Below are 13755 nucleotides of genomic sequence, written 5' to 3'. Positions count from 1 at the left end.
CGGCGGAGGGCCGTCGGCTGCGGTGTCTCGAGTGGAACTGGCTGAGCCGAAGCGATACTCCGACGCGTGACGCGGAATGTGCACCACCGGGTGGCGGACCTCACAGTCGAAGCGCTTCGATGTTGCTGCGAGGTTAAGTGAACACCCAGGGGTGCACAAGGGGCGATTCCAAGATTCCTCCGAGGTGTTCCCCAGCACCGGCGGCTCTTTCGAGGCGTTGGAATGCCGCCCATAGGACGGAGTTGTTGCGCCGGGGTGTCTTGACACCCACCCCGGTGCCGATCGAGCATCGAAGCGCTTCGAAAGCGCCTCGCCGCTCCATCGCAAAGGGATTCCCACGTGACCGCACACACGCCGCCCATGCCGCCGTTCCGCGATCCGCGCCTGCCGTTCGCGAAGCGGATCGACGACCTCCTGTCGCGGCTCACGCTGGAGGAGAAGACCGCGTTCCTGCACCAGTTCGCGCCGGCCGTCGAACGGCTCGGCGTCGCCGCCTTCCGCACCGGCCAGGAGGCCCTGCACGGCGTGGCGTGGATGGGCCCCGCGACAGTGTTCCCGCAGGCGGTCGGCCTCGGTGCCACCTGGAACCCGGAGCTGGTGCGGCGCGTCGGCGACGCGGTGTCCCGGGAGGTCCGCGCGATGCGCGCCAAGGACGACCGGGTCGGCCTGAACGTCTGGGCCCCGACGGTCAACCTGCTGCGCCACCCGCTGTGGGGCCGCAACGAGGAGGGCTACTCGGAGGACCCGAAGCTCACCTCGGCGATCGCCACGGCCTACACGCACGGTCTGCGCGGCGACCACCCCACCTACTGGCGCACCGCCCCGGTGCTGAAGCACTGGCTGGCCCACAACAACGAGACGGACCGCTCCACGACGTCGAGCTCGGTGCGACCGCGTGTGCTGCACGAGTACGACCTGCGGGCCTTCCGCGACACCGTCGAGGCGGGCGCGGTGGCCGGGGTGATGCCGGCCTACAACCTGGTCAACGGCCGCCCCAACCACGTCTCCCCGTATCTGTCCGAGCATCTGCGGACCTGGGCGGAGGAGGATCTGCTGGTCTGCTCGGACGCGGGGGCGCCGAGCAACCTGGTCGACTCCGAGCACTACTTCGAGACCCACGAGGAGGCCACCGCCGCCTCCCTCGTCGCGGGTGTCGACAGCTTCACCGACCACGGCACGGACTCCTCGCAGATGACCGGGCGGCTGCGCGGCGCCCTGGAGCGCGGCCTGCTGACCGAGGCCGATGTCGACACGGCCGTCCGCCGCCAGCTCTCGGTCCGTTTCCGGCTCGGCGAGTTCGACCCGGAGTACGACCCGCACGACACCACCAGCGAGTTCGACACACCGGCGCACCGCGCCCTCGCCCAGGAGGCGGCCGAGCAGGCGATCGTGCTGCTCAAGAACGACGGGGTGCTGCCGCTCGCCCCGGACACCCGCGTCGCGGTGGTCGGGCTGCTCGCCGACGAGTGCAAGCTCGACTGGTACAGCGGCACTCTCATCCACCGCTCGACCCCGCTGGAGGGCCTGTACGAGCGGTTCGGCGCGGAGCGCGTGGAGTTCGCGGAGGGCGTGGACCGGGTCCGGCTGAAGACCTCCGCGGGTGCGTTCCTGCACGTGCCGGCGGCCGAGGGGGCCGCAGACGAGGTGCGCGGCGCCGAGGGCGCGCTGGACCCGGCGCTGCTCGCGGGCCGCACCGACCTGCCCGCGCTCACGACCGACGCCGCCGGCACCGAGCTGGCGCTGGTCGACTGGGGCGAGGGTGTCCTGACCCTGCGCGCCCCCGACGGCCGCTACCTCTCGGTCGCCGACGACGGCTGCCTCCGCGCCTCCGCCGACCAGCCGGGCGGCTGGATCGTGCAGGAGACGTTCCGCCTGGAACCGCACGGGGACGGGCACCTCCTGAAGCACCTGGGGACGGGTCGGCACGTGTGTGTCTCCGCCGACGGCGTGAAGGTTGCCGACGAAGATCCCGAGGTCTTCGAGCTGGTCGTCGTCGAGCGTGGCGAGGAGGCGGTGGCGCGGGCCGCCGCCGCGGCCGACGTCGTCGTGGTGGTCGCGGGCAACGACCCGCACATCAACGGCCGCGAGACCGAGGACCGTACGACCCTGCGCCTGCCCGGGCAGCAGGAGCGGCTGCTGCGGGCGGCCCGCGCGGCGAACCCGGCCACCGTGCTGGCGCTGGTCGCCGCCTACCCGTACGCCGTCGACCCCGCCGAGCTCCCGGCGGTGCTGTGGACCGCGCACGGCGGCCAGGCGGCCGGCACCGCCCTGGCCCGCGTCCTGGCCGGTGACGTCTCCCCCGCCGGCCGCCTCCCGCAGACCTGGTACGCCGACGACGCCGACCTGCCCGGCCTCCTCGACTACGACGTGATCGGCGCCCGCCAGACGTACCTGTACTTCGAGGGCACGCCCCTGTTCCCCTTCGGGCACGGCCTGTCGTACGCCTCTTTCGCGTACGGCGACCTGACGGCCCGGGTCGAGGACGGGGCGGTGCGGGTCTCCTTCTCGGTCACCAACACCGGTGACGTGACGGCCGACGAGGTGGCCCAGCTCTACACCAGGGCCGTCGGCGCGTCGGTGCCGCGTCCGCGCCGCGAGCTGCTGGACCACCGCCGTGTCACGCTCGCCCCGGGGGCGACGGCCGAGCTGGGCTTCGACGTCCCGCTGACCGCGTTCGCGTTCTGGGACGTCGCCCAGGACCGGTGGCGCGTGGAACCGGGCGGATACGAGCTGCTGGCCGGGGCGTCCAGCGAGGACGTCCGGCTGCGGACGACGGTCACGCTCGACGGCGAGCCGACCCTGCCGCGCGCGGTCCTCGCAGGCGGCCTGGCCGCGGCCGGGTTCGACGAGCAGCGGGGCATCGCGATCGTCGACCGGACGAAGGTCTCGGGCGACGCGGTGACGCCGTCGGGCCCGGAGACGGGCGAACTGGTCTACCGCGCCTGCGACTTCGGCCGGGGGGTCTGCGAGGTGACGGTGGAGGTGGCCGGCGAGGGCGCGGTCGAGCTGTCCCTCGACGGCGGCCCGGCGCTCGCGGTGCTGTCGCCCGCCTCACCGGCCCCGGGTCCGTACGACTACGTGTCCCTCAGCGCGTCCATCGCCGCCGCGGGCGTCCACGACGTGTGTCTCAGACTGCGCGGCCCGCTGCGGCTCGCGCATGTCGGCTTCTCCGGTTGAGGGTCCGGAGCAGGCCGGCACAAAGAAGGGGCCCGGCACCGGAAGGCATCGGTGCCGGGCCTCTTCACAGAGCTTATATGAAAATGGTTTCCATAAGCCAGAGGGTGGGGCGGAGGTGGGTCAGAGGTCGATGCCGGTCAGCACCAGCACCCGCTCGTACGTGTAGTCCTCCATGGCGAACCGCACGCCCTCGCGGCCCACGCCGGACTGCTTGACGCCGCCGTACGGCATCTGGTCGGCGCGGTAGGACGGCACGTCGCCGATGACCACGCCGCCGACCTCGAGGGCGCGGTGGGCGCGGAAGGCGGTCTGGAGGTCGTGGGTGAACACGCCTGCCTGGAGGCCGTACTTGGAGTCGTTGACGGCGGCGAAGGCGGCGGCCTCGTCGTCCGCCTTCTGCACGGTCAGCACCGGACCGAAGACCTCCTCGCAGGAGATCGTCACGTCGCCCGGGACCTCGGCCAGGACGGTCGGCGCGTAGGAGGCGCCGTCGCGCTTGCCACCGGTGAGCAGCTGCGCCCCGGCGTCCACGGCCTCCTGGACCCACGCCTCGACGCGCTGCGCGGCGTCCTCGCTGACCAGCGGGCCGACGTCGGTCCTGTCGTCGCTCGGGTCGCCGGTGACCTGGGCCTCGACGGCGGCGACGATGCGCGGCAGCAGCCGGTCGTACACCGAGGCGTCGGCGATGACCCGCTGCACGGAGATGCAGGACTGGCCGCCCTGGTAGTTGGAGAAGGTGGCGATGCGGTTCGCCGCCCGGTCCAAATCCTCGTCGCTCGCCCAGTCGGCGAGGACGACGGCCGCGCCGTTGCCGCCCAGCTCCAGGGTGCAGTGCTTGCGCGGCACCGAGTCCATGATCGCGTAGCCGACCTTCTCGGAGCCCGTGAAGGAGATGACGGGCAGGCGCTCGTCCCGCACCAGGGCCGGCATCTTGTCGTTGGCGACCGGCAGGATGCTCCAGGAGCCGGCGGGCAGCTCGGTCTCGGCCAGCAGGTCGCCGATGATCAGGCCGGACAGCGGGGTCGCCGGGGCCGGCTTGAGGATGATCGGGGCACCGGCGGCGATGGCCGGGGCGATCTTGTGGGCGCAGAGGTTCAGCGGGAAGTTGAACGGCGCGATGCCGAGCACGACGCCCTTCGGGAAGCGGCGGGTGAGCGCGAGCCGGCCCTGGCCGCCGAGGTCGGTGTCGAGGCGCTGGGCCTCGCCGCCGTTGAACCGCCGGGCCTCCTCGGCCGCGAACCGGAACACGGACACGGCCCGGCCGACCTCGCCGCGGGCCCACTTCAGGGGCTTGCCGTTCTCGGCGGAGATCAGCCGCGCGATCTCCTCGGTGCGCTCGACGAGGCGCTTGCTGACGTGGTCGAGGGCGGCGGCCCGCACGTGGGCGGGGGTGGCGGCGAACTCGTCCAGGACCGCGTGCGCGGCGGCCACGGCCTCCTCGACCTGCGCGTCGGTCGGCAGGCTCACCGTGCCGACGAGCCGCCCGTCCCAGGGGGAGGTGACGTCGAAGGTGTCCTCGCCGGTGGCCTGGCGGCCGGCGAGCCAGAAGGCGTGGGTGGAGGTCATGTGGGTTCCGGCCCTTCGGCGTTGGGGGTGATCCTGTGCTACCGGACCAACGGTAGGCGCGAGGTGGCCGAAGGGCGTTTGTCCGAGCCGTAGCAGTGCGGGACGCGGACACTCCGGTTTGGCTACTCGGTACTGCTCGCCTTGAGGGCCAGCCACAGCTCCATCCGGACGTCCGGGTCGTCCAGGGACCGGCCGAGGATCTCCTCGACCCGGCGCATGCGGTAGCGCAGGGTGTGCCGGTGGACGCCGAGGTCCGCCGCCGCCGCGTCCCACTGGCCGTGCTTGGAAAGCCAGGCGCGCAGGGACGCCACGAGGTCGCCGCGGCCCGTGGCGTCGTGCTCGTACAGCGGCCGCAGCATGCCGTCGGCGAAGGCCCGTACGGCGTCGTCCGCGAGCAGCGGCAGCACCGATCCGGCCGCCATCCGCTCGTGCTCCACGAGGACGCGTCCGCGCCGCCGCGCCACCGACAGCGCCTGCTCGGCCTGCTTGTAGGCGGCGGACGAGGCGATCGGCCCGGCCGGTGCCGACAGGCCCACGACCAGTTCGCCCTCCTCGCCGCCCGGCACCTTCTCGCGTATCCCGGCCCGGGCCGCCTCCAGGGCGGCCGCGTACTCCCCGCAGGCCGCGGCGGCGGCACCGCCGTCCGCCGCCAGCACCACCAGCCGCTCCCCCTCCGGCACCACCAGCACGGCCTCGCCCGCCCGGGCCGCCGCGGACTCCACGACGTCGGCGAGCACCGCGAGGGGGTCGCCGGGGTCGGCCGCGGCGAGCGCGGCGGCCGAGGGCCGCTCGACGGGCGGAGCGCCCTTGCGCGCCCCGGCCCGGGCCAGCGCGGCCGACGCCGACACCGGCACCCGCTCCGCGACCATCATCCGGAACGGCGCGTCCAGCAGCTCGCCGTACAGGTCCCCGGCGACCGCGCGCGCGTGGTCCGGCTCCCCGGCCAGCAGCATGCGCAGCACCGCCGCGCCGACCCGCTGCTCGGCCGCCTGGAGGGACCGTGAGCGTTCCGTGGTCAGGGTCAGCAGGGCGATGGCCGAGTGGACGGCGTAGCGCTCCGCGGTGCCCGGGGCGGCGGCCGTGCCCACGGCGAGGGCCGCCCGGGGGCGCCGGCCGGTGCCGATGGTGTGCAGCTCGACCCGGTCCTCGTTCTCCGGTCCGCCGACCACACAGGAGGCGGGCGCGGGGCGGTCCCGCAGCTTCTGCACGTCACCGGTGAGGCGCGCGGCGCGCCGCCCGGCCCACTCCGGTGCCGTGGCGACGACCGCGCCCGAGGCGTCGTACAGCGCCGCCCAGCCGTCGACCTGCGAGGCCAGCGCGGCCAGCAGCCCCTCCGGGCCGCCGCTCTGGGCCTGCCGGGTCAGCTCGCGCTGGGCGGCGAACCCGGCGGTGACGGCCCGGTACTGGTCGGCGGCGATCGCGGCGGACACGGCCTTGCTGATGGCGAGGAACGGCGTGCGGCGCGGCACCTCCAGCAGCGGCAGCCCCTCCTCGTCGGCCGCGTCGACGAGGGCCTTGGGCGTCTCGTCGTAGTTGACGCCGACGGCGAAACCGAGCCCGACCACCCCGGCCCCGGCCAGCCGCCGGACGTAGCGGCGCATGGCCTCCGGGTCCTCGGCGTCCAGCTTCAGCGCGGTGATCAGCAGCAGTTCCCCGCCCTCCATGTAGGGCACGGGGTCGGCGAGCTCGCTGACGTGCGCCCAGCGCACCGGCACGTCGAGGCGGTCTTCGCCCGCCCGCACGGTCAGCTTCAGCGCGGAGTGGTGGACGAGCGAGGCGAGCGTCGGGGGCATGAGGCCTTCTGCGTCGGGGCTGTGAGATCGCTGTGGTCATTTGGCCGCCGCGTATGAACGACCTGTGACGATTCTGCCTCACCGTACGGTCCCCGCGTACCCCGCTGTCGGGAAGGGCTCAGCCCCGCAGATCCACCAGCAGCGGAGGCGCGTGCTCGCCCTTGACGTCGGTCAGCGACAGCACCGCGTGCCCCGCCGGCACGGCGTGCGCCAGCTCGGAGGCGGACCAGCGCTCGCGCTCGACCTGCCGCACGGTCACCGCCCGCGCGGTCGGGGCCTTGCCGGTGATCACCCGGCGCAGCATGTGCACGGCCTTGCCCGCCGGGGTCTCCGCGATGATCTGCCGGTCGGTGACATCGCGGGCCTCGGTCCACTCCTTGCCCCACACCTCGGCGAAGTCCTGCCCGTCCCACGGGGTGAGTCCCGACAGCGCCATCCGGCAGCCGGTCGCGCCGAGCAGCGGCCCGCGCAGCGGCCGGGCCACGTCGTCCAGGGTGCGCAGGGTGAGCACGACCCCGGCGTTGCCGGACCGCAGCCGCTGGATGCCGCGCACGGCCTCGGGCGTCACCACCCCGGTCGCGTCGTCCAGCAGCAGGCAGGCGAACAGCGACCGGTCCTCGCGTACCGCGACACTGGCCGTGAACTGCGCGAGCACGAGCCGGGCCAGCATCTTGGAGGCATCGGCGTGCCCGCGCTGGGGCAGGTCGATGCGCACCCGCACCGGGTGGTCGAGGGCCTTGAGCGTGAAGGGCCGGGACTGCCCGGAGGTGTCGAAGAACCCGGCGAAGGCGGGCCGGTCGAGCAGCGCGACGCGATCGCCCAGCACCCCGCCGACGTCCCCCGGCTGCCCCATCTGCCGCTCCCGGGCGTCGAGCTCCCGCAGCAGCGACTCCTGCCCGGTCTCCTGGAGCCCCTGCCGCAGCGCGGCGAACGGCCCCGGCGCGCCGTCCAGCAGCTGCCGCAGCTCCGGTACGGAGGGGAAACGCCCGTGCACGGCCCGGAACGGCCCGAGCAGCTGGGCGAGGACGGTGGTGGAACGGCGGCTGTCGCTGCCGGGGTGCGGGTCGGCGAGGTCCCCGACGAGCGCCTCGGCGAGCACGGCCGCGGCCTCGTCCGGGTCGGTGGTGCCGCCGTACAGGTCGAGGTCGTACTCGGACTCCTGGTTCCCGATCCGTACGACCACGTCATAGGCGTCGGCCGGTCCGAGCCCCGCGCCGGCCGCCCCCACGACGACCACGGCGGCCCGCCCGGCGAGGGCGTGCAGGCAGAGCGACTCGGCGAGCGGACGGACGACGGTGCCGGTCTTGCCGGATCCGGCGGGGCCGACGGCGACGAGCGAGGTGCCGAGCAGCTCGGGCCCGAGGGCCAGTCCGGTGCCGCGGTAGGCGTACGGGTTGCGGGCGTCGTCGACGGTGGTCCCGAGCCGCACCTGTCCGGTGACGAGGTCGTGCCGGGCGAGCCGGGCGGGCAGGTCGCGCTCCCCGGAGGGGTGGAGGCACGCGGCGGCACCGTCCTTGAGCACCGCGCCGCTGAAGGTGGCGAGGCTGTGCCGTCCAGTGCGCACGCCCTGCCAGGCCCGCAGGATCCGGGCGTGGTCGACGTCGCGCATCAGTCCGGAACGGGCCTCGGCGGCGAGGCGCTCGGCGGCGTCCGGGGCCCCGGCGGCCCGCAGTTCGTTCCACTGGGCCGGGTCGTCCTCGGGGGCCGTGCGGTCCTCCTGGGCCTCCGGCCGGCGGAAGCGGGGGGTGACGAAGCGGCGCCACACCTCGCCCCAGCGGCCGAGCCGGGCCGCCCCGATCATGATCCCCAGGGCGACGAGCAGCTCGTAGCCCTGGTAGACGATGAACGTCCCGGTCTCCCCGAGGTCGCTGTCGCCACCCCTCCAGGCGTCGGGAACGATCAGGTCGAAGGGCACCCACCACCAGGTGCCGAGGTACCCGTTCTGCAGCAGCGACCAGACCAGCCATCCCACGAGGAAGGCGATCAGCGCCCCGCTCAGCAGCTGCCGGGTGGGGATCTCCTCGGGTTCCTCCGCGGGCCGCGGCCGGTGCCCGAACCGCCACACGCCCGGCGCGGCGTCGGGGCGCGGCGCCCGCAGCCAGCCGAGGAACGCCGACCCGTCCGGCAGCGGCGGCGTCGCCGGTGCCCGGGGCGGCCGGGGAGGCATCGCGGGCACCTCCGGCGGCCCCGCCGGGCGCGGCACGGGACTCGCATGCGTACCCCGCGCGTCCTGCGTCCCGTCGCTGTCCATCGCCCTTGCCCCCTGACCAGCCGCTCCGTCCACCATCAGCGAGCCAATCTAACGCCCTCCCCTGGGGAGTTCACCGCTTACGCGGCCGGGACGTGGGCACCGGGCCACTTGACGGCCATGTCCACCCCGGACAAGGCGCCCCGCCGACAACGCCCACATGGAGCATGCCCACCCCCCTTCCTCCGCCCTAGCCTGCGAGAAAAGAAGCCAAGCGTCCGTACAGACCCTCCGCACCACCCCAGGAGCCCCGCATGACCGCACTTCCGCAGGAGCGCCGCGTCGTCACCGCCATTCCCGGCCCGAAGTCGCAGGAGCTTCAGGCCCGCCGTACCGCCGCGGTCGCGCAGGGCGTGGGGTCCGTGCTGCCCGTGTTCACGGCGCGTGCCGGTGGCGGGATCATCGAGGACGTCGACGGCAACCGGCTGATCGACTTCGGGTCGGGCATCGCCGTGACGTCCGTGGGCGCCTCCGCCGAGGCCGTCGTACGGCGGGCGTCGGCGCAGCTCGCCGACTTCACCCACACCTGTTTCATGGTCACGCCCTACGAGGGCTACGTCGAGGTCGCCGAGGCGCTCGCCGAGCTGACCCCCGGTGGCCACGCCAAGAAGAGCGCCCTGTTCAACTCCGGCGCCGAGGCCGTCGAGAACGCCGTGAAGATCGCGCGGGCGTACACCAAGCGGCAGGCCGTCGTGGTGTTCGACCACGGCTACCACGGGCGCACCAACCTGACGATGGCGCTGACCGCGAAGAACATGCCGTACAAGCACGGCTTCGGGCCGTTCGCGCCCGAGGTCTACCGGGTGCCGGTGGCGTACGGCTACCGCTGGCCGACCGGGCCCGAGAACGCCGGCCCCGAGGCCGCCGCGCAGGCCATCGACCAGATCAGCAAGCAGGTCGGTGCGGAGAACGTCGCCGCGATCATCATCGAGCCGGTGCTCGGCGAGGGCGGCTTCATCGAGCCGGCCAAGGGGTTCCTGCCGGCGATCAGCAAGTTCGCCGAGGACAACGGCATCGTGTTCGTCGCCGACGAGATCCAGTCGGGCTTCTGCCGCACGGGCCAGTGGTTCGCGTGTGAGGACGAGGGCATCGTCCCGGACCTCATCACGACGGCGAAGGGCATCGCGGGCGGTCTGCCGCTCGCGGCCGTCACCGGTCGCGCCGAGATCATGGACGCCGCGCACGCCGGCGGCCTGGGCGGCACCTACGGCGGCAACCCGGTCGCCTGCGCGGGTGCGCTCGGTTCGATCGAGACGATGAAGGAGCTCGACCTCAACGCCAAGGCGAAGAACATCGAGGCGATCATGAAGGCCCGCCTCGGCGCCATGGCCGAGAAGTTCGAGATCATCGGCGACATCCGGGGCCGCGGCGCCATGATCGCCATCGAGCTGGTCAAGGACCGCGCCACCAAGGAGCCGAACCCGGAGGCGACCGCCGCGCTCGCCAAGGCGTGCCACGCCGAGGGCCTGCTGGTCCTGACCTGTGGCACCTACGGCAACGTGCTCCGCTTCCTGCCCCCGCTGGTCATCGGGGACGACCTGCTGAACGAGGGCCTCGACATCATCGAGCAGGCGTTCTCCCGCGTCTGAGCCTGCGGCGCGCGCATCTGAGCCGGCCTCCGGGCAGGTGAGCCGCCCCGGTTCCGTTACCGGGGCGGCGAGCGGCAGAGCGTGTGAAGAAGGTGTGCGAGGTGGATGACAGGGGGTCCTGCGGCCTGTCCCGCGCCCCCGCCCTGTCGTAGGTTCTACCCAGATGAGAGATACACCCCGCCCACAGGGGACTGTGGGTGACATCAGGCCGGGGCCTCCCCAGCTTCGACCTGGTCGTGCCCTCGCGCACACAACCGGAGCCTGAGGCTCTGGATCTCCTCACCGATCGGACAGTCGCTCGCCCCAAACCCCCCGGGGCGCGCGACGTTCCGGTCCGACGGCCGCCCCGGAACCACCCCCCCTGTTCCGGGGCGGCCGACCTCCATCTATGCGCCCCCTCGCGACGCCCGGTCAGGCCTTCCCGGCCGGCGCGGGCTCCGGGCGGTGAATCCCCCGCGGGCGGTAGCCCAGGACGTCGGCCAGGCCGAGAACGTCCGCGAGCAGCCAGCCGATCGCGAGCCACATCTCCGTGCCCTGGAGACCGGGTTCACGTCCCGGGCCGGTTCCGGCCGCCGTCGGGCCGAAGCCGAAGCCCTGGCCGGGGTGCCAACGGCGCAGGGCGGCGGTGAGCTGCTGTGCCGCCCAGGAGCGGACCTCTTCGCGGCGGTGACCGGTCTGCCGGGCGCAGAGCCACAGGGGGTGGATCACGTCCAGCACGTTGCAGGCGTTCTCCCGGCCGGGTGCGAAGTGGCGGGGGTCGCGGGCGTGGTCCAGGACGGTGTCGATGACGCGCTCCGCGTACGGCACGGGCAGGTCGAACTGGGCGAAGGAACCGCGGGTGAGCCGGTAGTAGCCGTTGACCATCTGCAGGCGTCCGGCCTGCCGGGTGGGTGCGCCCCACATCCCGGTCCACGGATCGGCGTGGATGTGCAGCCAGCCGAACAGCGCCTCCAGCGCGCCGGGCGCCGCCGCCTCACCTCCGGCGCGCAGGTTCCAGTGCGCGGCGGTGGCCCAGGAGTCGACCCACGCCCCGGCGTGCCAGGCACGGTCGGTCCAGGGCAGTGCGCCGAGCTGCCGGACCAGCCGGTCGGCCGTCGTGGTCCGCACCGCGTGGACCGGGTGGGCGAAGGAGCTGCCGAGCAGGTCGAGCGCGTAGCCCACGCACAGCACGTGATAGGCCGGGGCGCCGTCCGGCACCCCGGCGGGGCCCGGGAGCGGGGCGGGGGCGCCGTACTCGGGGACCAGGCCGGTGGCGGGGTCCTGCAACGCCCTGAGCCGCTGCACGTGTTCGGGGGCGGGCAGGTGCGGCGGTACGTCCCCGAGGAGCAGGTCGGCGATCTCGACGGCGTCGCAGTGGGCCCGGACGGTCGGCTCGGTGCCGGGCCGGTCGGCGTAGCGGCCGGTGTCCGGGTGCCAGGAGCGGTCCAGCAGGTCGGTCGCCTGGGCCCGGGCGGTGTCGGCGAACTCCCGTAGCTCCTCGGCGAGGTCTTCGGGGGCCGGCCGGGTGCTTCGCTCCGCGCGGCTCGCGCCGGTCGCGGAGGCGGCGTGCCGGGTTGCCCGCCGCCACCGACCACGCGGGCAGGTCCTTCGTGACGGTCGCTCCCGCGCCGATGACGCAGTGGTCGCCGATGGTGACCCCGTCCACGACGACCACGTGCGAGCCGATCCACACGTCGTCGCCGACCGTGATCCCCCGGCTGGTGACTGGCTGCTGATGGACCGGCAGGTCGGGTGCGGAGCCGTGGTTGAAGCCGAGCAGCGAGCTGTGGGCGCCGATGCGCACCCCGTCCCCGAGGGTCACGGTCCCGCGCACCACCGTGAAGGGGTTGACGGTGCAGTCGGCGCCCGTGCGTATGGCGTCGGTGACGTAGGCGTGGGCCGCGATGTACGAGCGGTCGCCCAGGTGCAGGACGTCCGGATGGACGGCGGCCGTCTCGGCCACGAAGCAGCCTTCGCCCAGGCGCACCTCCCCGGGCCCGGCGAGCAGCCGCCGCTGCCGCTGCTCCTGTGCGGCGCGTTGCTCCTCGGAGGCCTGTCCGGCGAAGAGCCAGGGGCAGTGGTCGAAGAGGCCGGCGTCGTGGGACGGCTGGTTCACGTGATCCTCCGCGGGGGCCGCTGATCGGCGTCTGTGCTCGTGCCAAGCTGTGCCCCATGCCGATCTCCGCGAACCAGGAACGCGCCACGCTCCCGGGTTCCGTCGCCCTCCTGCCCGCCCTTCCGGCCTTCCTGTTCGCCCTGATCACCTGGCAGGTCGACGACGACGGCCCGCTCGTCCGGCTCGACGAGCGGCTCAGCCGCGTCCTGGTGAACCCGGACCGTTGCTCGGAACTCCTCGCCGACCTCGGCGACATCCCGGTCGCGGTCCCGGTCCTCGCGGTCGCGCTGGGGTACGTCGCCGTACGCGGGCGCCGCGCCGGAGCGGACCGCTGGTGGCTCCCCGTCGCAGCGGCAGCCCTGCTCATGGCCCTGGTCCCGGCGCTGGTCGTGCCGCTGAAGGCGCTGACGGCCCGCCCGGGCACCCCGGCCGAACCGCCCGGCACCGGCTACTACCCGTCGGGCCACACCGCGACGGCCGCCGTCGCCTACGGCTCCGCGACCCTGCTCCTGCTCCCCTGGCTGCGCACGGCCCTGGCCCGCCGCGCCCTGATCATCCTGTGCGCTGCCCTGGTCCTCGGCGCGAGCTACGGCCTGGTCCGCCGCGGCTACCACTGGCCGCTGGACGTGGTGGGCAGTTGGTGTCTGTGCGCGGTGCTGCTCGGGTCGCTGTGGCTGTTCCTCCGGCGGACGACGGCGCCGGACCGACCGCGGCGTCCGGACCTGGAACCCGACCCACACGACAGGCCCTAACCGTCGTTCTCCGTCGCCAGGCCCGCCGCCGCCTCGTGCATCGCCAGTTCCAGCAGGGCCGGGTCCGTCAGCATGCCCGAGCCGTCCGGAGGGACCAGCCAGCGCACGCCGCCGGGTGAGGAGCGGCCCGGGTACGGCACGACGATCCAGGTGCCGGCGCCCGCCGTGCGGATGCCCGTGCCCAGCCAGCGGGCCGCGGTGCCCGGCGGCACGAAGAACCCCATGCGGGCGTCACCGAAGTCGACGAGCACGGGGCCCGGCCGGTCGAGGACGCGGGTGAGCACGTCGAGCGTGGCGTACCCGAGTGCGCCGGGCAGGATGAGCACGTCCCAGGCGCTGCCGGCGGGCAGCAGCGCGACCCCGAGCGGGTTGCGCTCCCACTCCCAGCGGCAGGCCTCGGGATCGGGTGCGACGGATGCGAGCCACTCGACCGCCGTCTTCGCACCGGTCATCGTCAAAGACCCCCTTCTCTCTCACGTATCCCCCGGACGCGCGGGGCGTCCGAGGGGCATCACGAGGGAGAAGGGGGTGTACC

7 protein-coding genes and 2 pseudogenes are annotated in these 13755 nt (G+C 74.0%); 4 read left to right on the top strand and 5 right to left on the bottom strand.

Annotation, left to right across the window (positions count from 1 at the left end):
* Positions 1–339: 339 nt before the first annotated feature.
* The gene (locus tag QOL88_RS28790) at positions 340–3177 is read left to right on the top strand and encodes a glycoside hydrolase family 3 C-terminal domain-containing protein (RefSeq protein WP_097221150.1); all 2838 of its coding nucleotides are present in this window, start codon (positions 340–342) and stop codon (positions 3175–3177) included.
* Between the two features lie 120 nt (positions 3178–3297).
* On the opposite strand, the gene QOL88_RS28785 is transcribed toward QOL88_RS28790, so the two are convergent.
* From QOL88_RS28785 to QOL88_RS28775, 3 genes are all read right to left on the bottom strand, one after another.
* Positions 3298–4743: an aldehyde dehydrogenase family protein gene (locus QOL88_RS28785; protein ID WP_097221148.1), complete on the bottom strand. Its 1446-nt coding sequence runs from the start codon at positions 4741–4743 to the stop codon at positions 3298–3300.
* Between the two features lie 122 nt (positions 4744–4865).
* Positions 4866–6536, bottom strand: a complete 1671-nt coding sequence (locus QOL88_RS28780; RefSeq protein WP_097221146.1) for a PucR family transcriptional regulator — start codon at positions 6534–6536, stop codon at positions 4866–4868.
* A 118-nt stretch (positions 6537–6654) separates the two neighbouring features.
* Entirely contained in the window at positions 6655–8787 is a 2133-nt protein-coding gene (locus QOL88_RS28775; protein ID WP_097221143.1) for an ATP-binding protein, read from the bottom strand.
* Between the two features lie 251 nt (positions 8788–9038).
* Between QOL88_RS28775 and gabT the strand changes: the two genes are divergently transcribed.
* Complete coding sequence (gene gabT / locus QOL88_RS28770; protein WP_097221141.1) at positions 9039–10373, top strand: 4-aminobutyrate--2-oxoglutarate transaminase; 1335 nt, start codon at positions 9039–9041, stop codon at positions 10371–10373.
* A 163-nt stretch (positions 10374–10536) separates the two neighbouring features.
* Positions 10537–10757 (top strand): annotated as a pseudogene (locus QOL88_RS28765) (phosphatase PAP2 family protein); the annotation flags it as partial.
* 27 nt (positions 10758–10784) lie between these two features.
* Here the strand turns inward: QOL88_RS28765 and QOL88_RS38945 are convergent.
* Positions 10785–12468, bottom strand: a pseudogene (locus tag QOL88_RS38945) (acyltransferase).
* 56 nt (positions 12469–12524) lie between these two features.
* Between QOL88_RS38945 and QOL88_RS28755 the strand changes: the two are divergent.
* Complete coding sequence (locus QOL88_RS28755; protein WP_097221140.1) at positions 12525–13220, top strand: phosphatase PAP2 family protein; 696 nt, start codon at positions 12525–12527, stop codon at positions 13218–13220.
* Here QOL88_RS28755 and QOL88_RS28750 read toward each other — a convergent pair.
* Positions 13217–13672 (bottom strand): hypothetical protein, encoded by a 456-nt coding sequence (locus QOL88_RS28750; RefSeq protein ID WP_097221138.1) that lies wholly within the window; start codon positions 13670–13672, stop codon positions 13217–13219. The two genes, QOL88_RS28755 and QOL88_RS28750, sit on opposite strands and share 4 nt — an antisense overlap.
* Between the last annotated feature and the right edge of the window lie 83 nt (positions 13673–13755).

Origin of the sequence: Streptomyces sp. Ag82_O1-12 (assembly GCF_900182715.1) — a bacterium.
Lineage (GTDB): Bacteria > Actinomycetota > Actinomycetes > Streptomycetales > Streptomycetaceae > Streptomyces > Streptomyces massasporeus.
Note: the sequence above shows the minus strand (reverse complement) of the source record. Positions and strands in the feature narration are given on the sequence as shown.